At 59.4% G+C, this 22,635-nt stretch carries 20 protein-coding genes and 1 pseudogene; 15 read left to right on the forward strand and 6 right to left on the reverse strand.

Features of this window, described 5'->3' with window-relative positions; genetic code table 11:
- Positions 1-172: 172 nt before the first annotated feature.
- A pseudogene (locus tag DIE22_RS18750) lies at positions 173-1,175 on the forward strand (pyruvate carboxylase); the annotation flags it as partial.
- Positions 1,176-1,256: 81 nt separating this feature from the next.
- Here the strand turns inward: DIE22_RS18750 and DIE22_RS18755 are convergent.
- Positions 1,257-1,904 carry a TetR/AcrR family transcriptional regulator gene (locus DIE22_RS18755; protein ID WP_124605805.1) on the reverse strand — a complete coding sequence of 216 codons (648 nt, stop codon included), beginning with the start codon at positions 1,902-1,904 and terminating at the stop codon, positions 1,257-1,259.
- Between the two features lie 332 nt (positions 1,905-2,236).
- On the opposite strand from DIE22_RS18755, the gene purU reads away from it, so the two are divergent.
- From purU to DIE22_RS18805, 10 genes are all read left to right on the forward strand, one after another.
- Positions 2,237-3,109 (forward strand): formyltetrahydrofolate deformylase, encoded by an 873-nt coding sequence (purU, locus tag DIE22_RS18760; protein ID WP_124605806.1) that lies wholly within the window; start codon positions 2,237-2,239, stop codon positions 3,107-3,109.
- A gap of 23 nt (positions 3,110-3,132) precedes the next feature.
- Entirely contained in the window at positions 3,133-4,383 is a 1,251-nt protein-coding gene (locus DIE22_RS18765; RefSeq protein ID WP_124605807.1) for a sarcosine oxidase subunit beta family protein, read from the forward strand.
- A 12-nt stretch (positions 4,384-4,395) separates the two neighbouring features.
- A complete protein-coding gene (locus tag DIE22_RS18770; protein WP_124605808.1) occupies positions 4,396-4,716 on the forward strand; it encodes a sarcosine oxidase subunit delta in 321 nt (106 codons plus the stop codon).
- The gene (locus DIE22_RS18775) at positions 4,703-7,702 is read left to right on the forward strand and encodes a sarcosine oxidase subunit alpha family protein (RefSeq protein WP_124605809.1); all 3,000 of its coding nucleotides are present in this window, start codon (positions 4,703-4,705) and stop codon (positions 7,700-7,702) included. The genes DIE22_RS18770 and DIE22_RS18775 overlap by 14 nt, the downstream gene beginning before the upstream one ends.
- Positions 7,695-8,288, forward strand: a complete 594-nt coding sequence (locus DIE22_RS18780) for a sarcosine oxidase subunit gamma (protein WP_124605810.1) — start codon at positions 7,695-7,697, stop codon at positions 8,286-8,288. The genes DIE22_RS18775 and DIE22_RS18780 overlap by 8 nt, the downstream gene beginning before the upstream one ends.
- Positions 8,289-8,387: 99 nt before the next feature.
- Positions 8,388-9,479 (forward strand): 4-hydroxyphenylpyruvate dioxygenase, encoded by a 1,092-nt coding sequence (gene hppD, locus DIE22_RS18785; RefSeq protein ID WP_124605811.1) that lies wholly within the window; start codon positions 8,388-8,390, stop codon positions 9,477-9,479.
- Positions 9,476-10,021 carry a VOC family protein gene (locus DIE22_RS18790; protein WP_124605812.1) on the forward strand — a complete coding sequence of 182 codons (546 nt, stop codon included), beginning with the start codon at positions 9,476-9,478 and terminating at the stop codon, positions 10,019-10,021. The genes hppD and DIE22_RS18790 overlap by 4 nt, the downstream gene beginning before the upstream one ends.
- Positions 10,018-11,304, forward strand: a complete 1,287-nt coding sequence (gene fahA, locus DIE22_RS18795; protein ID WP_124605813.1) for a fumarylacetoacetase — start codon at positions 10,018-10,020, stop codon at positions 11,302-11,304. Before DIE22_RS18790 ends, fahA begins: the two co-directional genes overlap by 4 nt.
- A gap of 23 nt (positions 11,305-11,327) precedes the next feature.
- A complete protein-coding gene (locus tag DIE22_RS18800; protein ID WP_124605814.1) occupies positions 11,328-12,110 on the forward strand; it encodes a 3-hydroxybutyrate dehydrogenase in 783 nt (260 codons plus the stop codon).
- A gap of 10 nt (positions 12,111-12,120) precedes the next feature.
- Positions 12,121-14,148, forward strand: coding sequence for an acyl CoA:acetate/3-ketoacid CoA transferase (locus DIE22_RS18805; RefSeq protein WP_124605815.1), 2,028 nt, complete (start codon positions 12,121-12,123; stop codon positions 14,146-14,148).
- A 57-nt stretch (positions 14,149-14,205) separates the two neighbouring features.
- On the opposite strand, the gene DIE22_RS18810 is transcribed toward DIE22_RS18805, so the two are convergent.
- Positions 14,206-14,760 carry a flavodoxin family protein gene (locus DIE22_RS18810; RefSeq protein ID WP_124605816.1) on the reverse strand — a complete coding sequence of 185 codons (555 nt, stop codon included), beginning with the start codon at positions 14,758-14,760 and terminating at the stop codon, positions 14,206-14,208.
- An 88-nt stretch (positions 14,761-14,848) separates the two neighbouring features.
- Here DIE22_RS18810 and DIE22_RS18815 point away from each other — a divergent pair, with 88 nt between their 5' ends.
- Entirely contained in the window at positions 14,849-15,298 is a 450-nt protein-coding gene (locus tag DIE22_RS18815; RefSeq protein ID WP_260426722.1) for a helix-turn-helix domain-containing protein, read from the forward strand.
- Positions 15,299-15,432: 134 nt separating this feature from the next.
- Here the strand turns inward: DIE22_RS18815 and DIE22_RS18820 are convergent, their stop codons facing one another.
- Positions 15,433-16,479: a porin gene (locus DIE22_RS18820; protein WP_124605818.1), complete on the reverse strand. Its 1,047-nt coding sequence runs from the start codon at positions 16,477-16,479 to the stop codon at positions 15,433-15,435.
- 71 nt (positions 16,480-16,550) lie between these two features.
- Positions 16,551-17,681, reverse strand: a complete 1,131-nt coding sequence (locus DIE22_RS18825) for a branched-chain amino acid ABC transporter substrate-binding protein (RefSeq protein WP_124605819.1) — start codon at positions 17,679-17,681, stop codon at positions 16,551-16,553.
- A gap of 563 nt (positions 17,682-18,244) precedes the next feature.
- Here DIE22_RS18825 and DIE22_RS18830 point away from each other — a divergent pair.
- Positions 18,245-18,904 (forward strand): TetR/AcrR family transcriptional regulator, encoded by a 660-nt coding sequence (locus tag DIE22_RS18830; protein WP_185640649.1) that lies wholly within the window; start codon positions 18,245-18,247, stop codon positions 18,902-18,904.
- A gap of 148 nt (positions 18,905-19,052) precedes the next feature.
- Here DIE22_RS18830 and DIE22_RS18835 read toward each other — a convergent pair whose 3' ends face one another.
- Complete coding sequence (locus tag DIE22_RS18835) at positions 19,053-20,243, reverse strand: amino acid aminotransferase (RefSeq protein ID WP_124605821.1); 1,191 nt, start codon at positions 20,241-20,243, stop codon at positions 19,053-19,055.
- Positions 20,244-20,345: 102 nt separating this feature from the next.
- Positions 20,346-20,699, reverse strand: a complete 354-nt coding sequence (locus DIE22_RS18840) for a hypothetical protein (RefSeq protein ID WP_124605822.1) — start codon at positions 20,697-20,699, stop codon at positions 20,346-20,348.
- Positions 20,700-20,880: 181 nt separating this feature from the next.
- Between DIE22_RS18840 and folD the strand changes: the two genes are divergently transcribed.
- Complete coding sequence (gene folD / locus DIE22_RS18845; protein WP_124605823.1) at positions 20,881-21,738, forward strand: bifunctional methylenetetrahydrofolate dehydrogenase/methenyltetrahydrofolate cyclohydrolase FolD; 858 nt, start codon at positions 20,881-20,883, stop codon at positions 21,736-21,738.
- Between the two features lie 99 nt (positions 21,739-21,837).
- Entirely contained in the window at positions 21,838-22,482 is a 645-nt protein-coding gene (gene maiA, locus DIE22_RS18850) for a maleylacetoacetate isomerase (protein WP_124605824.1), read from the forward strand.
- The last annotated feature ends 153 nt before the right edge of the window (positions 22,483-22,635 follow it).

The following is a 22,635-nucleotide window of genomic DNA, read 5'->3' on the forward strand; positions in this document are numbered from 1 at the left end:
TGTGCGCATTGGTAAGTTTGTTGGACGCTCTTTGCCGTCGTGACGCGGAGAGCGACGTTATCACGGCATGGCCGGAATGGTGATAGCCGGCGGGGGTACGATGTAACCGCGAACGACCGTGCGCTATTGTTTCCTGTCCGAGAACGCGGATTTCGCGCAGACCGTGATTGATGCCGGCATCTGCCGTCCGCAGGCGATCGCGACGCTCGTGAAGGCGATCGAGGAGGAAACCGGGCTCTCCGTTCATTTTCGTATGAGCGGCACGAGCGGCACGAGCGGCACGAGCGGCACGAGCGGCACGAGCGGCATCGCGCGACGTCGATGCTCGCGGCGGTCGGCGCCGGTTGCGACGCGGCGGATGGTGCGCTCGAAGCGATTAGCGAGCTCACGTCACAACCGAACCTGTCGAGCGTCGCTTCCGCGCTGGCCGGCAGTGAGCGCGATTCGGGGCTCGACGCGGACCGTTTGCACAAAGCGTCGATGTACGGGGAAGGTGTCCAGAGCTACTACACACCGCTCGAATCTGAGATCCACGCGGGCACGGCCGACGCCAACAGGCCCGAGATGTCTGCGGCCAATACACGAACCTGCACGAGCAGGTGCGCTTGCTCGGCATCGATCATCGCTGGACCGAGGTGTCGCGCGCGTATGCGGACGTGAACCGATTGTTTGGCCGAATCGTCAAGTTCACGCCGACGTCGAAGGTGGTCGGCGACATGGCGCTGATGGTGACCGCGAACGACCTCGGCGTCGACGGCGTGTGCAACCCGGACAAGGACTTCGCGTTTCCCGAGGCGGTCGTGTCGCCGTTCAAGGGCGAGTTGGGTTTGTTGTCGGATGGTTGGTCGCGAAATGTGCGTGAGAGCGAACCGTTGGTGCCGTATTGCCCGGGTGGCCAGATTCCTCCTGTTGATTTCAACGTGGCGCGCACGCAGGCCGAGGCCACATGCGAGAGGCTGTTTCATGATCGGGTACTGGCGTCGTACCTGACGTATCCGAAGCGGACGGTCGATTTACGCGCACGTTCGCGCATACAGCGGCATGTCGGTTGTGCCGATGCCCGTGTTCCTGCACGGCTTGCTGCCGCAGGAGGAAGTGGCGTCGACATCTCGCTAGGCAGGACGCTGCTTGTTTCGCTGCAGAGGTTGCATGCCGATGAGCAGGACGGCGTGGTGTAGGTACTAGGTGGACAGGATGAGGGCTGTTGAATTTTCCAACATTATTGTTTTGCAAGCGCTGCGTCCGGTTCGTTGTCACTATCCGTTCTTGCAACGGCCCGCCTGTACGATAACCTGTACCAAGACGTCTAATTGACCGTCGATTTCCTCCTCCGCAACGTCGAATAGATCGAACATTCCCATCCCGCGCAAGCTCGCGAAGACAAAGCCGGCGAACTGTTGTGGATTCGGATGAGTAGCCGCTACCTCGGGGAAGCAGGTAATGAAGCGCGCGAAGAACACGGGATCGGAGCGAGCTCGATTCGCGTCGATCTTCGCAAACAGTTCTGGAGACGCCTTGCATCCAAAGAAGAGGCTCCACGCCGCGATGTAGCTTGGAACGCCGTAGATTGTTTCCCATGCCAAATGGACGAACTCGCGGGCGCGCTGCTCAAGCGGCAACTCAAGCGGCGGCCAGACCACACCGTTGTCCGACAGCGGAGCCATCACTTCATCGATGAGTCGCTCCATCAGAATCTGTCGATTTGCGAAGTGATGTTGCAGTGCGCCGAGCGTGACGCGAGCCCCCCGCGCAATATTCTGAAGATTTGTGGCTTTGAACCCCTTTTTGTGCAGCAAGTGCATCGCCGACTGGATGATGCGCCGACGCGTCGCATCGCTGCGTTCTTCCTGGGTTCTGCGCGGCGCCGTGCGCCGCGTAGATTCGGTATTCGTAACTGTGCTCATAGCCAGACTGTCGTGTGCGTGCGGATGAAGTGTATTACGTGAGGACCAGCCTTGGCGACCTCAGATATCCTTCAAAGGGTATACCATAAACAAGTAACATTAAATTCTTATTGTGTTGATTTCTGGCGGCTCCTATACTTGGCGGAAATCGCAGCCGGAGTCACTTGAACGAGCGGCCAGACCGCGATACGTGGTTCGCTGCCGGCAAAAACAATATTTCCTTATTGTTTCTTGCCGGCGCGGCGTTTGGACCAGGTAATCGTTGCTAGGGCCAGATCGAAGTGTGACGTTCACGGTATACCGCCCCTTTTGTTTGTTTTCAGGAAGCTTCCATGTCCACACCTGCAGAGCACAAGACGTCTGAATACCTGTTCACCTTCGAATGTCCAGATCGACTGGGTATTCTCGCGAAGGTGTCGAGCCTGTTGTATGAACATGGGGCTTTCGTTACCGAGTCGTTTCACTACGGCGATCCTCAAACGGAAAAATTCTTCGCGCGCATGGTGTTCGATGATCATGTACTGAAAGGTTCGGTCGACGACCTGCGCGCGAAGCTGTCGGTTCTCGCCGAGGAACTCGACATGGAATACCGGGTCCGCGCAACTAGCTATCGTCCAAAGGTCCTGATCGCTGTTTCGAAGTACGACCATTGTCTGAATCTGCTGTTGACCAAGTGGCGCGCGGGCGCACTTGCGATCGACATCGTCGGCGTCGTATCGAACCACAACGATTGCCGCAGCCTGGTCGAGTGGTACGGCATCCCGTTCCATCACTTTCCGATCACGCCGGATACCAAGCCGCAGCAGGAAGCGCAGATTCTCGACCTGTTCGCGAGCACCGGTGCGGAACTGCTCGTGCTTGCGCGCTACATGCAGATCCTGTCGGACGACATGAGCCGCAAGCTCGAAGGCCGCGCCATCAACATTCACCATTCGTTCCTGCCGGGCTTCAAAGGCGCGCGCCCGTACCATCAGGCTCACGATCGCGGCGTCAAGGTCATCGGCGCGACCGCGCATTTCGTGACCAGCGACCTCGACGAAGGGCCGATCATCGTCCAGGAGGTCAAGGCGATCGATCACACCTACAGCGCGGAAGACATGGTGCTGGTGGGCCACGACAGCGAAGCGGTGGCGCTGGCGCAAGCCGTCCGACTGTTCAGCGAGGGCCGGATTTTCCTGAACGGCCATCGCACCGTCGTTCTGTAACCGATACGCGCAAGAGGTCTCGCTTGGAACACTACTCATTCTGGTCACTCGCGAAGCATGCGCTGACCGGCCACCGCAACTGGACGCCGGCGTGGCACTCTCGCGAACCGAAATCACGATACGACGTCGTAATCGTCGGTGGCGGCGGGCAGGGGCTTGCCACCGCGTATTACCTTGCGAAGAACCACGGCATCACGAACGTCGCGGTTCTCGAAAAGGGCTGGCTGGGCGGCGGGAACACCGGGCGCAATACCACTGCGATCAGGTCGAATTACTTCTACCCCGAAAGCACGAACTTTTTCGAGCGGTCGCTGCAGCTGTATGAAGGCCTGAGCAAGGAGCTCAACTACAACATCATGTTGAGCCAGCGAGGCGCATTGACGCTCGCGCACAACCCGCATCAGATGGACGGCCTCGAACGCTGGTCGAACTCGATTCAGTTGCAGGGTATCGACGCCGAGATGTTCGATCTGAACCAGATTCGGGCATACATGCCGGCGCTCGACACTACCCCGGGCGCGCGTTTTCCGATCCTCGGCGGCTTCATCCAGCGTCGCGCGGGCGTGGCTCGACACGACGCGGTTGCATGGGGTTACGCACGGGCCGCGGACAACTTCGGTGTCGACATCATCCAGAACTGCGAGGTGACTGGGCTGCGGATGAACGGAAACCGGATTCGCGGCGTCGACACCAAGCTCGGCTATATCGAAGCAGACAAGGTCGTTATCGCGGTCGCGGGCAATTCGTCCGTGATGGGCAAGATGGCCGGCCTTTCGTTGCCGATTACCAGCGTCGCACTGCAGGCGATGGTCAGCGAGCCGGTCAAACCCGTTCTGGAGGGGCTGGTTGTGTCGCCGCTGGTTCATTGCTACGTGAGCCAGTCCGACCGCGGCGAGATCCTGATCGGCGGGCGGGCCGACGCGTACCCATCTTACGGCCAGCGCGGGACACTGCCCGCGCTCGAAGACACGCTGAGCGCGGCGCTGAACCTGTTTCCGTCGTTCAGCCGGCTGAAGCTGATGCGCCAATGGGCGGGCATCGTCGACCTGTCACCGGACTCGAGTCCTATTCTTGGCAAGACCCCGGTGACGGCGCTCTATATCAGCACTGGCTGGGGCACGGGCGGTTTCAAGGCCATCCCGGTTGGTGGTGAGACGCTTGCCTATACGGTCGCGAACGATCGCCCGCATCCCCTTATCGAGCCATTCGGCATGGAACGCTTTGCAACAGGCCGCTTCGTCAACGAAGCCGCTGCTGCCGGCGTCGACCACTAAGCGAGAAGAACCATGTTACGCATTCCGTGTCCGTACTGTGGCAGCACACGAGACGAAGACGAATTCACGTTCGGCGGCCCGTATGATCGTGTGCGGCCCGCGGCGCCGCAGAACCTGTCGGATCAGCAATGGGCTGACTACCTTTTCACGCGGGACAACGCGCGCGGGAGCGCTCGAGAACGTTGGCGCCATACGTTCGGGTGCCGGCAATGGTTCGGCGTCGAACGCGATACCGTCAGTCACGCTTTGGTGCGTGTCTTCACGTTCGATACCGAATCGCGAATTGGCGAACAGGGCGAGGCGATTACCGGAGGTATGCATGAAATCGTCTAACCGTGTGCCCGTGTTCGGGCGACTGGCGACCGAGCAGCGCCGTAAGGTGCGGTTCACTTTCGATGGTCGGTCTTATGAGGGACTGGAAGGTGACACGCTCGCTGCAGCGTTGCTCGCGAACGAGGTCGACATCGTCGGTCGCAGCTTCAAGCTGCATCGGCCCCGCGGCATCATGGGAAGCTCGGTCGAGGAACCTAACGGCCTGCTGCAACTCGAGTCGGGCCAGTTCGACGAGCCGAGCGTTCGAGCCACGATGATGCCGCTGTATCCGGAACTTCGGGCGACGAGCCAGAATGCCTGGCCGAACGCGCGCCGCGATGTCCTGGGCATCATGGACTGCTTCGCGAAGCTGTTTCCGGCGTCGTTCTATTACAAGTCGATGATCTGGCCTAGCTGGCATTTCTATGAACGCATCGTGCGCCATATCGCAGGCCTCGGCAAAGCACCCACCGTGCCGGATGCGCAGAAGTACCAGAAGCGCAATGCGTATTGCGATCTGCTGATCGTCGGTGGCGGGCCGGCCGGGCTGTCGGCGGCACTCGTCGCGGGTCGTACGGGGCTGCGGGTAATGTTGGTGGACGATCGTGAGCAGTTCGGCGGTGCACTGACCGGGGAACGCTTCGACGTCGATGGGGTTCCGGGAGGGCAGTGGGTCGAGCACACGGTCGCGCAGCTCCGGCAACTGCCGAACGTGACGTTGCTTTGCCGTACCAACGTGAGTGGCTATTACGAGAACAACGTGCTCGCAGCTGCCGAGCGTGTCCGTAATCATCTCGGTCCGAACGGACAGAGCGGCCGCGTGCGGGAGCGCCTGTGGCGGATCCGGGCGCGCTCGGTCATTCTCGCGACGGGTGCGATCGAGCGTCCGCTCGTGTTTGCCAACAACGACCGTCCGGGCATCATGCTGGCATCGGCTGTTCGAGCATACGTGAACGCATTCGGTGTCGTCCCCGGCTCGCGGATCGTCATCGCGACGAACAACGACAACGCTTACCAGACGGCACTCGATCTGAATGCCGTTGGCGTCAAATCGATCTGCGTCGTCGATATCCGTGCGCGTGTCTCGGACCGATGGGTCACTGAATTGAAGCGACTCGGCATTGCACATCATGTCGGCTGCGGTATTCGCGACGTCGTCGGAAAGCGCAAAGTCAAAGGACTGAAACTGTCAAAGCACCTCGGTGCCGGCAAGTTGGGCGACGACGTTACCACTGTCGACTGCGACCTCGTCGCGATGTCGAGTGGGTGGACACCGACCATCCATTTGTATAGCCAGGCTGGTGGGACGTTGCAGTACAACGAAGCCAATGCCTGTCTCGTGCCGCATTCTTGTGCGCAAACGCTTCGCGTGGTCGGCGCAGCGAACGGCGATTTCGCCTTGGCATCGTGCTTTGAATCCGGCATCGCGGCCGCGGAAGCGGCAGCGCGGGATCTCGGCGTCGAACCTGCATCAGCCATCGCGGGCCCGAAGACGCATTCGGTGGAGCGCGAGGCATTGAACATTGAACCGTACTGGTATACGCAGAGCGCACGTACCGACAAGCAATGGCTCGATTTCCAGTACGACGTCAAAGTGTCCGATATCGAGCTGGCGATGAGCGAAAACTTCCGTTCGGTCGAGCACGTCAAGCGCTATACGACCGGCGGGATGAGCGTCGATCAAGGGAAGTCGAGCAACTTCAACATTCTCGCGATCATGGCCGAGCTGAGCGGTCAGCCGATCGTCAAGGTTGGCACGACACGCTTCCGGCCGCCGTATCAGCCGGTGACGATCGGTGCTTTTGCCGGCAACACGGTCGGCGAGCTCTATGCTCCGTGGCAGACGCTCCCGTCGGCGTCGTCGCATCGCGCTGCGAATGCCCGGTTCGGTGATTACGGATGGCGCCGCCCGGACTACTATCCGCAGGGCCAGGAAGATATCGTGGCGGCAACGCGTCGCGAGGTCCTGGCGGTGCGGAACGGTGTCGGCATGTTCGATGGTTCGCCCCTCGGTAAGATCGAGGTCCGGGGTCCCGACGCGGCCACCTTCCTGAATCGTGTGTACGTGAACAACCTTGCGTCATTGAAGCCGGGTTTCGCGCGCTACGCGATGTTGACGAACGACAACGGCGTGCTGATAGACGACGGTGTGGTGGTTCGGCTCGCCGAAGACCACTATCTCGTTCATGCGACGAGCGGTGCCGTCGCGCGTGTTGCGCTTTTGCTCGAGGAATATGCGCAATGCGAATGGCCCGAGTTGCAAGTGCACGTCAATAATGTGACGACGCAATGGGCGAATGTGACGGTGTCCGGTCCGAAGGCGCGTGATGTGCTGATGCAGATCGAATCCGACATCGATTTCTCGGCTGAGCGCTTCCCCCACATGCATTTCCGGAGCGGGAAGTTCGCGGGTGTGCCGGTTCGGATTCTTCGTGCGAGTTTCACCGGCGAAGTCACGTATGAAATCTCGGTCGCGAGTCGCTACGGCAAATCGCTCTGGGATCTCGTCGGGTCGGCGGGGAAGCCGTTCGGCATGACCCCGTATGGCATCGAGGCACTCGAGGCCATGCGGACCGAAAAGGGCTATCTGCATGTCGGCGCGGATACCGACGGGAACACGAATCCGCTCGACATCGGTTGGGCGAAGGTCATCGAGAAAAAGGCCGACGATTTCATCGGCAAGCGATCGCTGCAACGTCCGGCCGACAAGGCGGCCAACCGTCTCGAATTCATCGGCCTGGAATCGGTCGATCCGAAGGTAAAACTGCCGGTCGGCGGTCATTTCGTCGAAACGGCAGAGCGGAGGATCCCGACCGCATCGCATGGCTACGTGACGACGGCATGCATGAGCCCAATGCTCGGCAAGGCAATCGGTCTTGGCATTCTTCGTAACGGCACTGCGCGCATGGGCGAGGTGGTGAACATCTACGCGAAGGGCGAGATCATTGCCGCGCGGGTCGTGCCGACCGCGCATTTTGATCCGAAAGGGGAACGTCTCAATGGATAAGCTGATTGCTCGTTCGACAGTCTCACAACAGTTTGTCGATTTGAACCTCTTCCCGATTCAGTCCGATGACCTGAAGATTTCGGAGCTGCCGCTCGCCGGCATCATCCGAGTGCAGGGGCGAACCGCGGACGTCGCATTTCGGTCGCAGGTCGCCGCGTGCCTGGGCACCGATCTTCCGGCTTCCGAGCGAACGTCCGTTGGTACCGATGTTCGCATCGCGTGGACCGGGCCGAATGAATACCTGTGCTTTTGTGCGCTCTCCGCTGAGGAAAAGTACCTTTCCGCACTGACCGAGGCGCTGGCGGGGCAGTTTGCGACAGTCACGCTGATATCGGACAGTCGGGTGGCCTTCCTCGTCACGGGGTCCGAAGCACAAGCGTTCATTTCGAAAGGGTGTTCGATCGATATGCATCCAGCCAGTTTTCCGGCGGATCGCGTCGTTGTCACCCGGTTCGCGGGGTTGCCGGCGATGCTGATGCATCGGGGTGGCGGTGACTACGTCATGTATTTCGACATCGGGTATGTCGAGTTCGTCGTCAAGTGGATGCTCGATGCAGCAGAGGAGTTTCTGGAGCCGGCCGCCTGACTTTCCGTTGACTGCTCGACGGAATGAGAGGTGCGTCGACAGAGTCGACTCGCCTCACCTTGGAAAATCTTCAACTCTTTCTAGTTTGGATGACTAATCATGGCTGATCTTTTTGAAAATCCGATGGGGCTGATGGGCTTCGAGTTCGTCGAGTTCGCGTCGCCGACGCCCGGCGTGTTGGAGCCGCTGTTCGAGAAACTGGGGTTCGCCGAAGTGGCGCGCCATCGCTCGAAGAATGTATCGCTGTACCGCCAGGGCGACATCAATTTCATTATCAACCGGGAGCCGAACAGTCAGGCGGCATTCTTCACTGCCGAGCACGGCCCGTCGGCATGCGGTCTCGCGTTCCGCGTGAAGGACTCGCATCACGCGTACAAGCGGGCGATCGAATTGGGTGCGCAGCCTGTCGACATCCCAACCGGTCCGATGGAATTGCGTCTGCCGGCCATCAAGGGCATCGGTGGCGCACCGCTGTATCTGATCGACCGCTTCGAGGACGGTAAATCAGTCTACGATATTGACTTCGAGTTTCTGCCGGGCGTCGACCGCCATCCGGAAGGCCATGGCTTCAAGATCGTCGATCATCTGACGCACAACGTCTACCGTGGCCGCATGAGCTATTGGGCCGACTTCTACGAGAAGCTGTTCAATTTCCGCGAGATTCGCTACTTCGACATCAAGGGTGAATACACCGGTCTCACGTCGAAGGCGATGACCGCACCTGACGGCATGATTCGCATTCCTCTCAATGAGGAAGCGAAGCAGGGTGGCGGCCAAATCGAAGAATTTCTGATGCAGTTCAACGGCGAGGGTATCCAGCATATCGCGCTCCTCACCGACAACATCTTCGACGCCGTCGATCGCCTTCAGATGGCGGGCATCCCCGTCATGACCGCTCCGAACGAGTTCTACTACGAAGGGATTGAAGCGCGGTTGCCGGGGCACGGCGAGAACGTCGCCGATCTGCAAAGTCGGGGAATCCTGCTCGACGGCACGACCGAAGGCGGCCAGAAAAGACTCTTGCTGCAGATCTTTTCGCAGCCGCTGCTGGGCCCGGTATTCTTCGAATTCATCGAGCGCAAGGGTGACTACCGCGAAGGCTTCGGTGAAGGCAACTTCAAGGCGCTGTTCGAATCGCTCGAACGTGACCAGATTCAGCGCGGTGCCCTCAGCGCGGGAGTTCAGGAATGAAGATCGATCGCATTCATCACGTTGCGTATCGCTGCAAAGACGCAAAGGAAACGGTTCTCTGGTATCAGAAGATGCTTAATATGGACTTCGTGCTGGCGATCGCCGAAGACTTCGTGCCGTCGACGAAAGCACCGGATCCATACATGCACATCTTCCTGGATGCAGGGAACGGCAACGTTCTCGCGTTCTTCGAGTTGCCGACTCAACCGGAGATGGGCCGGGATCCGAACACGCCAGCATGGGTTCAGCACATCGCGTTTCGCGTGAAGGACCGGGACGAGCTGCTCGAATTCAAGGAGCATCTCGAAGCGAATGGTGTCGATGTGCTTGGCGTTACCGACCACGGCGCGTTCCACTCGATCTACTTCTTCGATCCGAACGGGCACCGTGTCGAACTCGCGTGTCCGGATCCGGATGAGGAGGCGATGATCCGCAAACTCGATGCGGTGAAATGGGACATGCTAGAAGAGTGGTCCAGGACCAAGCGGGCGCCGAAGCACGCGGCATTTCTTCACGCGAACGAACTCGGGCAGTCGAAATGACACACATCGACCACACGCACGATCCGGCTCTACGCAGCTGGGTCGAGGCAGCTAACGACCCCGAAACCGATTTCCCGATTCAGAATTTGCCGTTTGGGCGGTTTCGGCGCGAGGGCGAGATAGAGTGGCACGTCGGCGTCGCGATCGGCGATCAGGTGCTTGAGCTGAAGCGTGCGGGCCTGATCGAACACGACGACATACATGAGCTGATGCGGTTGCCTCGCGCAGAAAGACGGTTGCTGCGCGATGCAATTTCGTTCGGTCTTCGCGTCGGCAGTCCAGACGAGGCGCGGTTTCGCGCTGCGCTCGTTCCCATGGCGGAAGCCGTGATGGGTCTGCCGTGCACGATCGGCGACTACACGGATTTCTACACCAGTGTTTACCATGCGACGAATGTCGGCAAGCAGTTCCGTCCGGACAACCCGCTGCTTCCGAATTACAAGTGGGTGCCGATCGGGTACCACGGTCGCGCATCGTCGATCGGTGTGAGTTCGCCGGCGCTCGGCCACACGTTCCGACGGCCGCGCGGCCAGACGCTGGCATCGGGGGCAACCGTGCCGACGGTCGGCCCGTCTCAGAAACTCGACTATGAACTCGAGCTGGGCATTTTCGTGGCGCGTCCCAATGCGCTTGGCGAGCCGGTTCCGATCGTTGAGGCGGACGAGCATGTTTTCGGCCTCACGCTGTTCAACGACTGGTCCGCGCGCGATATTCAACCGTGGGAGTATCAACCGCTCGGGCCGTTCCTCAGCAAGAACTTTGCATCGACGGTCTCACCGTGGATGGTGACGCTCGACGCGCTCGAGCCGTTCCGCGAAACGTATCGGCGACCGGCAGGCGATCCCGATCCGCTTCCATATCTGGATTCACCTGGTAACCGCGAGCGAGGCGCGATTTCGATCGAACTCGAGGTGTGGCTTCAGACTGAAGAAATGCGTGCCGCGGGCCACGCTGGGGATTGCATTGGCCGCTCGAACTATCGCGATGCCTACTGGACCGTCGCGCAACTCGTCGCACATCACACCGTGAACGGCTGCAATCTTCAAGATGGAGATCTTCTGGGCACGGGGACGCTTTCTGGCCCGACGCCGGATGCTGCGGGCTCGTTGCTCGAACTCACAACGGGTGGGAAATCTCCGATCATGCTGTCGAATGGCGAGACGCGAGGTTTCCTCCTCGACGGCGACACGGTCATCTTGCGGGCGTATTGCCATCGTGACGGTTTGCGCCGGATCGGCTTCGGCGAATGCCGCGGTACGGTCCTTCCAGCGGTCGGCAACTGACGTAAGTTCGAAGGAACATCCAGATGATCCAGGGTAAGGTCGCCATCGTGACCGGTTCAACGAGCGGCATTGGGCTTGCCGTTGCGAGAAGATTAGCGGAAGGCGGCGCAGGCGTTGTTCTGAACGGTTTTCGGCAGGCTGGTGATGTAGAGCCGCTGTGCGCGTCGATCTCAAGTCAGTTCGGCGTGCCGGTGCTGTATAAGCGAGCGGACATGAGCAATGCGGACGAGATCACCGCGATGGTTGCGGACACGGAGCGCGAGCTCGGAGCTGTCGATATTCTCGTCAACAATGCGGGCGTTCAGCACGTTGCGCCGATCGATGAGTTCCCGATTGATCAGTGGGAACAGATTCTGGCAATCAACCTGTCGTCGAATTTCCACTCAATCCGCGCCGCGCTGCCCGGGATGAAAGCGCGTGGGTGGGGCCGCATCGTCAACATCGCGTCCGCGCATGGGCTGGTCGCCTCACCGTTCAAATCGGCCTACGTCGCGGCAAAGCATGGGGTGGTGGGCTTGACGAAGACTGTGGCGCTTGAAGTTGCAGAGACGCCGATCACGTGCAACGCAATCTGTCCGGGCTACGTCAGGACACCGCTTGTCGACGGACAGATCCGGGATCAGGCAAAGGCACACAACATGAGCGAGGATCGGGTCGTTCGGGAGGTGATCCTCGCCACCCAGCCTACCAGGCGATTTGCCGAGGCGGATGCAATCGGCGACACGGTGCGGTTCCTGTGTTCGCCGGCGGCGGACTCAATCACCGGAATTGCGCTACCTGTCGACGGCGGGTGGACTGCACGGTAACGGAGTAGCGATGAGCGACAGAACACCCGGATCATTCGTCGCATTGTCTGACGGCGAGCGCAGCAAGTGTGTGTCGGCGATCGATGCGGTGCGGCTCATTCGACCGGGGGCTACCGTGGCGACCGGGGGCTTCGTCGGGATAGGTTTTCCCGAAGCGGTTGCGGCCGCTCTGGAATCTCTGTATCTGGACACGAGCGTGCCGGCCGACCAGAAGCCTGCGGCGCTCACGCTGGTGTACGCAGCTGGCCAGGGTGATGGGAAGACAAGAGGCCTCAATCACTTCGGACATGCTGGGCTCATCAAGCGGGCGATCGGGGGTCATTGGGGGCTCGTACCCAAGCTTCAGAAACTCGCGCTCGAGGGGCAGATCGAAGCGTACAACCTGCCCCAAGGGGTGATTACGCATCTATTTCGCGATATCGCGGCCGGAAAGCCGGGTCACCTGAGCCGGATCGGTCTCGGGACATTCGTCGATCCGAGATTCGGCGGCGGACGCCTCAACGCGCGCACGGTAGACGAGCTCGTGTCGATCATGCGGGTGCGTGGCGAAGAGTATTTGTTTTACCCAACATTCCCGATCGATGTCGCTATTCTGCGTGGCACCACTGCGGATCCGGACGGAAACGTTTCGATGGAGCGCGAGGCGCTGACACTGGAAACGCTGTCGATTGCCATGGCTGCGCGCAACAGCGGCGGGCTCGTGATCGTGCAAGTCGAGCGACTAGCGGCCGCGGGCGCGCTCAATCCCAGACAAGTGAAGATCCCGGGAATCCTTGTCGACTGCGTCGTACTGGCGCCAACGGAACACCATCAGCAGACGTTCGCAACCGACTACGACCCGGCGTACTCGGGTGAATTGCGGGTGAGCACGTCCAGCGCCCAGGCGATGGCGCTCGACGCGCGCAAGGTCATCGCGCGCCGCGCCGCGATGGAACTTCATACCGGCAGCGTGGTTAATCTCGGTATCGGGATGCCCGAGGGGGTTGCTGCCGTAGCTGCTGAAGAAAGAGTTTCCGATCTATTCACGCTGACTGCTGAGCCGGGCGTCATTGGAGGTATTCCCGCAGGTGGGCTCAACTTCGGCGCCGCGGTCAATCCACACGCGATCATCGATCAACCTTACCAGTTCGATTTCTACGACGGAGGGGGGCTCGACATCGCCATACTCGGCCTCGCGCAGGTCGATGTCGAAGGCAATGTAAATGTCTCGAAGTTCGGGGCACGGCTCGCTGGCGCCGGCGGCTTTATCAACATCAGTCAGAGCGCGAAGAAGGTGGTTTTCGCTGGCAGTTTCATGACCGGCGAATGTGAGATCGCTATCACGGCGGGAGGATTGCGGATCGATCGCGACGCCTGTGTCAGAAAGTTTGTCGATACGGTCGAGCATCGAACCTTCTCCGGAAAGCGCGCGATCGAACTAAACCAGCAGGTGTTGTATATCACTGAACGTTGCGTGTTCGAGCTGAGACAGGATGGGCTGGTGCTGACGGAAGTCGCCCCAGGTATCGACCTCGAACGTGACGTGCTGGCGCATATGACGTTTCGGCCGTGTATAGACGGTCCGCGGTTAATGAATTCTCGGATCTTCCGCGACGAGCCGATGCACCTGCGCAAGCTGCTGGTCGACCTTCTGTTCGACGAACGATTTGCATACGACGCCACAAAGAACGTGCTGTATTTGAACTTCGCGCAACTCGAGATCAGAAGCCTCAAGGTAATTGACGCCATTCGCGCCAAGGTCGATGAGGTATGTGCACCGATCGCAGGATCGGGAAGCCGTGTGCAGGTCATCGTCAACTATGAAGGTTTCGTGCTGGATCGAGACCTCGAAGACCGCTATTCGGAGATGGTGCAGGATTGCGTTGGACGCTATTACTCGACCGTAACCCGTTTCACCACAAGCGCGTTCATGCGCGCGAAGTTGGGTGACGCGCTGTCTCGCCGGAAGCTCGCGCCTTACATATTTGAAAGCGAATCGGAGGCAATCGAGAATCTCGCCGTGCTGCAGAAAGGAGGGACGGGGCAGCACCGGGGATGACAACGCACGTACGCACGGTCGCTTCGCCTCAGCCCCATCGATTTAACTGATTGCGAGTCAGCCATGCAGGCGGCGCGCGACATCCGCGACGCGCGAGCCATACAGCTTTGCTGTTTCGAGATCGCCGGCTGCCATTTCGTCCGCGCTCGCATCAGCAGGGGATTGAACCAGAACGCCGACGGATCCGCCCAGGTTATTGACGTCTTGTCGCGTCGAGGATTTCGCGTTCGCTGGCAGCAGCCCGAGGCTGACCCATACACCGCCATGCTGGGATGCGAGAGTCTGCAGATAGATCAACGTGACCTGTTTGTCACCGTTGTAGCTGGCGCTGTTGGTAAAGCCGCCGAAAACTTTGTCTTGCCATTCGCGCGTGTACCACTTCTTCGATGTGGCATCGGCGAATTTTTTGAATTGCCAGGGCACCGAGCCCATGTAGGTCGGCGCGCCAAGAATGATGGCGTCGGCGTCAGAAAGCGCCGCCCATCCTTGCTCGTCAACATGGCCTTCTTGGTCGACCGCCACGAGGCGGGCATTCGCGCCTTCGGCGACCGCTTCGGCGACGCGCTTGGTATGACCGTAGCCGGAGAAGTAGACAACAATGGCGTTCGCCATGATCGCTCCTGTTGAGATATAGAGAACAGTGAGATGAAAGCGGCGAAATGGTAACGACTGGCAACACTGCGCACAAGAAGGAACCATGATGTCACCTAGTTACCCTGAGGAAACCGAGCTGCGAGAAATGGCTCCCTCTGATGCTCAGTCGAATGCCGACCGGTCTGAGGCTTTTAGCGTCTACCAGGAGGGATGTCCCGCGCGATTGGTATTCGAGCGATTGGCGGACAAATGGGTACTGCTCGTCGTCAGATTGTTGAAACGCCGTCCGACGCGCTTCAATCAACTTCGGCGGGAAATAGAAGGTGTTTCTCAGAAAGTGTTGAGTCAAACCTTGCGGCGACTCGAGCGCGACGGTCTCGTGAGTCGCGAGGTGATTGCGAGCACGCCGGTTGCAGTAGAGTATTCGCTCACCGAATTGGGAAGATCCCTCGCGGAGGCAATCGAGCCTCTGATTGCGTGGGCGGTAACGCAAATCGAAAATGTTCTGGATGCTCAATTTCGATACGATGCCCAGTCGGGCAAGCGCAACGGATAGCTTTGGGCTCGCGGGATTCCGATGTCTCCTCGCTCGAGCGTGACGTGTTGTGATCTCCTGGGCGACAACAACGACGCACCGGTGTGCATGTGCGCACCGCGATTTCACGCGGCGCGCACGTTTAAGCCCACGCGTTAGAACTTGTGGCGGATCCCGATTCGCACCGCAGTTTGGGCGTCAGTGCTGGAAGGGTCGCCGAGTGCAGCCTGGGCTTGTGCACCGAACCCGTGATCATGTGCCAACGCGCCGACCAGGTAGACGTCGGTGCGCTTCGACAGGAAGTAGTCCGCGCTGATAACCAGTTGATTTGCACTGCCAACACCGTTGTTCCGGTGCTGATACTGGAAGCCGCCGGCCAACGACAGCGCCGGAATGACTTGGTAGCTCGCGCCTCCCTCATACGTCGTTGCGCGAGCCTTGGTGCCGCTCGACAACTGGACATCTGTCACAAGGGCGAACAGGCGCGCCTTGCCGATGTTGTACGCGCCCCCACCAGCAATTTCTCGCGAGTTTGCCGTGCTGGTCGCGTTATGGATCGACATGTACGCGAGCGATGTGCTGAACGGGCCGTTGTCGTAGTTCACGACGAAGTTGCTGGAGCTGTTCGTGCCCATCGACCCGGCGACGTTGCCGAAGCCGTACATCGCGCCAAAGCTGAAGCCGCCAATGGTCGGCGACTGATACTTGACCGAGTTGTTGACTTCGTCGCCCCAGACGCGGTTATCGAGCGCATAGCCGCCAGATGCATAGGCGGGCAGGCTCCATGCGAGCAAGCCGGCAGGAGTGTTGGCGCCGATCGCGTAGGCGGGCAGGATGTCGCCGATGAAGTCGTACTGGCGGCCGAGCGTCAGCGTACCCCAGCTATTGCTGAGCCCGACGAAGGCTTGGCGCCCGAACATGAGGCCGCCTTGGCCCAACTGGCCATTGCCGACATCGAAGCCGTTTTCCAGCACGAAGATCGCCTTGAGTCCGCTGCCGAGATCCTCCGTACCCTTGAGGCCCCAGCGGCTACCCTGGGACGACCCCGAAACGAACTGCACTTCCGACCCATGGCCGGTCGGCGTCACGACGTTGTTGGTGTAGGTGACGCCGGCGTCGATCAGCCCATAGAGCGTGACCGAAGACTGGGCAAAGGCGGAACTGCTGCAGAGCAAAGCGGCAGCCATAACTTTCATTTTCATTAGGATCTCCAAATTAATCGTCGATAAATTGATTCAAATGTTTTGTTTTACTTATTGAAATCGGGTGCGATTCATTTGAGCGAGATCGTGGTCATCGGCGAGAACTTCCCGCCTTTCGCTTCATACAGGGTGACGTTCGCCGCGCGCAGATCGCCCTTGTCGTCAAAAGCGATCTTTCCGGTCACGCCGTCGAAATCAACCTTCTTCATCGCCGGCAGGTAGTCAGCAGGTGACGTCGAATTCGCAAGGCGCATTGCGTTGATGAGCGCCCAGGTCGCATCGTAAGCGTACGGCGCGAAGAGCACGACCGATCCGTACTTCTTGAACTTTTGCTCGAATGATTTGCCCTTCGGCATGCTTTCGAGCGGCTGGCCGGATTCGGCCGACACGGTGCCTTCCGCGGCGCCGGGGCCGGCGAGCTCGATGAACTTTTCGGTTTCGATCGCCGAGCCGACGAGTGCAGTCTTCATCGCAAGACTGGTCATCTGCTTACGCATCGGGCCTGCCTGCGCGTCGACGCCGCCGTAGAAAATGGCCTGCGCATCCTTCGACTTAATAGAGGTCAGGATGCCGCGAAAGTCGATCGTCTTGTCCGACACGTATTGACGATCCACGACTTCCACGCCGGCGGCCTTCAATTCGTTCGCTACGACGTCCGCGAGGCCTTGGCCGTATGCGGTCCGATCGTCGACAATGGCCACACGCTTGTAGCCTTTCGTCTTTGCAATGTATTGGGCGATTGCGCGACCAACGTAGCTATCGTCGCCGATGACACGGAAGGCAGTCGCGAAACCCTGTCGAGTGAGGATCGGATTGGTCGCCGACGGCGACACCTGCGGGATGTCGGCATTCGAATACGCCTTCGACGCCGGGATCGTTGCGCCGGACGTGATGTGGCCGACGACGCCGTTCACCTTCTCATCGATGAATTTCTGAGCGATGGCGACCGCGGTCTTCGGGTCGGCTGCATCGTCTTGGGCGTCAAGGACGAAATGCACCGGTACACCTTTGATCTTGATTCCGGCGGCGTTTGCGTCGTCGATAGCCAGGCGGACACCGTTTTCTGCGTCCTTGCCTACGTGTGCAACCTGGCCGGTGAGCGGGCCGCCGTATCCGATGGTCACTGTCTGGTCCGCATGAGCGAGGGCCGTGACAGCAGCCATGCAGGCCAGAGCGAGCGTATTTTTCGTTGCCGTTTGCATGTGGTTCACCTTTGCAGGGTATGTCTATGTAAAGAGACCTTCCACACGATGCGTGGCAAGCGATGTGGGAATCCGGTCAGCGGAACTGGACCAGCATGCCTGCGCGTTGATGCGCTGCGACCAAACCTCCGCAAACGGCGCCGCAAACAGACAATGGACAGTTCTGTACGTAAGATAAGTATTTCAATATCTTTGATCAACGTCTTTCTGTGAACAAAGCGTAGTGGTTTACGCCCCTGAGGTATCCGTCAGTAACTAGGTGAGCCTGAGGTAGCATAAGCAGGCGTAAGAACCTAGAATTCACGGAACGCCGAGGCAGTTTCCTCTTAAGACTTTGGAAGCTGCATGTGCATGGGCCGGACACGAGCCGGAGGCTCGTCGCCACCGTGTTGGAAAGCTGCCGCGTGATCGTTGTGATAATGGGCGATCCTGTCCATTGTTGGACGACGCCACGCCCCATCCTTGGAGGACACCTCTGCCTTGAGGGAGGGTGCGAAACGGGGGCAGAGCAGAGAGCGGTTATGTCTTTGCATGAGGCCGGGTGGCAACCGGGAATGCTATGCTTGACCACAATCAACTTGGACCAGTTACGAATGCAGCAGGAAAAAGTGAGTGAGAAGCCGACCAGGAAGATGACCAAGGCAGCGCGCCCAGTCGTTGACCGGACCGTTTGGCTTGATGCGGCGAGGGCGATTCTGATCGAGCAGGGTGTTGACGCTGTCAAGGTCGAGCCCCTTGCAGCGATGCTTGAGATCAGCCGGAGCAGCTTCTACTGGCACTTCAAGAATCGCCAGGAACTGCTCGATGCTCTGATCGAGTACTGGACCGAGGTGAACGACCGGACACTTCGGTCACTAGTCGAGCCCGATGATTCGAATCCGAAGGAGCGCGAGCAGCTCGCGAAGGCGCGCTTGCGGCAGTTGGTGAACCTCTTTATCGACGAGCGGCAGTTTTCGTCGGAATTCGATATGGCTATGCGCGAGTGGGCTCGCAAAGACGCGGCTGTGGCAAAAGAGGTAGCGCGAATCGATCGCGAACGCATTGCGCACCTGCAAAAGATTTTTCAGGAGATGGGGCATTCGAAGCCGGATAGCCTGATCCGCGCGAAGATCCTCTATTTCCATCAGCTCGGGTATTACCTGACCGGCATCAAGGAAAGTCAGGCGGTGCGTACGCGTGTGGCGCCGCGGTACCTTGAGGTATTGAGCGGCATCAAGCTCTGAGTATAAAAAAATGCGGCAGCGGACAAAGCGTCCGTGCCGCGCAAATCGGCTCTCTCGGACCGATGTAGGGACGATAAATGGCAGGCCTCTCAGGGCCATTGCCATTGTTTCGATGACAGACGTTGGAGGGTTTGGGGTGAATCAGGTTTTACCTGGACACCTTCGCGAATGCGTCTGCCACATATTCCACATTGTTCTCGTTCAGCCCTGCGACACAGATGCGCCCGGTCGATACCGCATACACACCGAAATCGGTCTGGAGCGCTGCAACTTCCTGCGCGCTCAGGCCGGTGTACGCGAACATGCCGCGCTGCTTGACGATGTGATCGAAGTTGCGATCTGGCGCGGCCTTTGTCAGCGACGCGTGCAGCTTCTCGCGCATCGTGACGATGCGTGTACGCATCGCTTCCAACTCGTCGGTCCATTGCGTGCGCAGGGCGTTGTCCGACAGCACGGTCGAAATCAAGCGCATCCCGTGCGTCGGCGGCGACGAATAGTTGCGGCGAATCGTGAATTTGAGTTGCCCGAGGACGTTGGCGGTTTGCGCCGAGTTCGCGCAATGAACGGTCAAGGCGCCGCATCGCTCGCCGTAGAGCGAAAAGATCTTCGAGAACGAGCTACTGACGAGGAAGTTCATGCGCCGGCGAGCGAGATCACGGACAACGAACGCATCTTCCTCGAGGCCGGCGGCAAAGCCTTGATACGCGATGTCCACGAACGGGATCAAGTCGCGTTCTTCGACGAGATCGAGAATTTCCTGCCACTGTTCGCGGGTAGGGTCGACGCCGGTCGGGTTGTGGCAGCACGGATGCAGAAGGACGATGTCGCGCGGTTTGAGATTGCGCAGGTCCGCGATCATGCCCTGGAAATCGAGTCCTTTCGACTTGGCATCGTAGTAGCGGTACCGGCCGACAGTGAAGCCCGCGCCTTCGAAGATGCCGATGTGGTTATCCCACGTCGGGTCCGTCACATGAACGGAGCTCGTCGGGAAATGGTGTCGCAGGAAATCAGCGCCCACTTTGAGCGCCCCGCTTCCGCCGACAGACTGCACGATGGCAAGCGAGTCGCGAAGCGAGTCCGCATGTTCGCCGAACAGAAGCGCGCCGACGTAGGAGCGATACACCTTGTCGCCCTCGATCGGCAGGTATGAAGTCGGCGCGTTTGCTTCGAAGATGCGAGACGCTGCCTCACGGACCGACGGCAGAACGGGAATATGTCCCGCCTCGTCGTAATAGATGCCGACACCGAGGTTGACCTTTTGTGTGCGCGGATCGTGCGCGTACTTTTCCATGAGCCCGAGGATCGGGTCGCCGGAAAAGGGCTGAACATTCGAGAACATAGAAATCCTTCGATAAAAAGGTACAAATCTGGGCGGCACGTGAGGTTGCGAGCTTCTCGCCCCTTCGAATTCGCCGAGTGCCGCGTGGACGAATGGTCTACGTCAGGCGACGGTCGACCGGCAGCCGGCGTCGATGACTTTTCCGCTTCGCTGGTCAATGACCTCGACACGTACGCGAACTACCGGACGTTTTGCGAGCTGGTCGAGCGTGGTCGAGATGAATCGCTCGACCGTTAAGCTGTCAGCCTTAAGCACGGCGTCACGCATGATGCCGTAGTCCACGACGCCGGCAAGGTCGTCGTCTTGCGAGGTCGAATGCTCATACGGCACCCAGACTTCAACGTTAACCAGCGGCCTCATCACTTGACCGACATTCGTCACTCCGCGGCAGCCGCGCAAAAATAACCGTCGACATTCGACCGACAAATCCTTCGACAAATGGGCGGTATCGATCATGGTGACGCCTGCTGCCTAGACGTTAATGGACATAACTGTACGGAGACTACATCCAAGTGACGCGCGTATCAATAGGAAAATAAATGCTGTGGCCTAAGCTTATAGCGTGTGGTAACGTTCGCATCTCGTATAATGTACAGATATGTCCAATGTATGGGAAGCGAAAGCGCGTGAGGTAACTATGAGTCAGGCAAAAGTGATCGATGGTGTAGCGGTGTCGAAGCAACTCCGGGAGCAGGTCTCAAGCCGTGCGGCGGCATTGAAGGCCTGCGGCGTCACGCCCGGGCTGGCGGTATTGCTCGTTGGTGATGATCCGGCGAGCGCGGTATACGTAAGAAACAAGGTGAAGGCATGCGAACAAGCCGGACTGCATTCGCGACTTGACCGGCTGCCGGCCGCTACCTCCGAAGCGGAATTGCTCGCACGCATCGAGGAATTGAATGTCGACCCCAGCATCCACGGCATCCTGGTTCAGCTCCCGCTTCCTGCGCATATAGACAGCCACAAGGTGATCGAAGCGATTGCGGCGGAAAAGGACGTCGACGGCTTTCACGTGGCCAACGCGGGAGCCCTCATGACAGGGCAGGCGAAGTTCCGGCCCTGTACGCCGTATGGCGTGATGAAGATGCTGGAGGCTTATGAGATTCCGGTTGCTGGCAAGCATGCGGTAGTCATCGGTCGCTCGAATATTGTGGGCAAGCCAATGGCGTTGATGTTGCTTGAGGCGGGGGCGACGGTGACCGTCTGCCATAGCAAGACGATGGACCTGGGCTATCACACGAAGTCTGCAGACATCGTGGTGGCAGCCGTCGGGAAGCGCGATGTCTTGACTGCCGAGATGGTCAAACCGGGCGCGACAGTCATCGATGTGGGAATGAACAAGAACGATGAAGGAAAATTGTGTGGCGACGTCGACTACGCATCCGTTAGCGCGGTCGCGGGCTATATCACACCGGTTCCCGGCGGCGTGGGCCCGATGACAATCACGATGCTCCTCGTGAACACGCTGGAGTCCGCCGAGCGAGTGGTGCGAATTTGACGGCGATGCCTGCGACAAGGGTCGGTCGCGGCGAGCCGCGGCCTCGCCTACTGCGCGGTATCGCTACCCGGCCGAATTAGTGTCAGATTTGGATGGTTTATGCAGCTCTATAGCTACTTCCGCAGTTCGGCGTCGTTTCGCGTACGTATCGCGCTGAATCTGAAGGGCCTGCGCTACGACTACCTGCCGGTACATCTCGTTCGTGGCGGCGGCGAGCAACTCGCGGCCGACTATCGCAGGGTGAACCCGGACGCGCTTGTGCCGACTCTGGTCGATGGCGAGGCGACGATTCAGCAATCGCTGGCGATCATCGAATATCTCGACGAGCGGTACCCGACGCCGCCGCTATTGCCGGTGGAGCCCGTCACGAGGGCATATGTACGGGCACTCGCACTCCAGATTGCATGCGAGATCCACCCGTTGAACAATTTGCGCGTTCTGAAGTACTTGACGGCAACGCTCGAGATCACCGACGAAGCGAAGCGCGCATGGTATCGACACTGGATCGAGGCAGGCTTCGAAACGCTCGAATCGCGGCTTGCGCAGGATCCGCGCACCGGTGTGTTTTGCTATGGCGATACGCCGACGGTCGCAGATATCGCCCTCGTGCCGCAAGTCTTCAATGCGCATCGGTTCGAGATTGACACCAATCGGTATCCCACACTTCATCGGATTCATCAGCATTCGATGCGGCAGGCTGCATTCATAGATGCGTCGCCGGAGCGTCAACCAGATGCGGAGTAGGGCCGCGCACCCGGAAGTAAGCCGCGGACCAAGCGGGATTACTCACGATTGTCGGGCGGTGTTAGCTCGCCGAAAGAAGGGGGGTGAATGCAATGATTTGCCCCTAATATTTGGAAGCGCGTGACCCGACCGAGGCGAAGCCGGGCATCGGTC

This window comes from Burkholderia sp. Bp9142 (genome assembly GCF_003853415.1).
Taxonomy (GTDB): domain Bacteria; phylum Pseudomonadota; class Gammaproteobacteria; order Burkholderiales; family Burkholderiaceae; genus Burkholderia.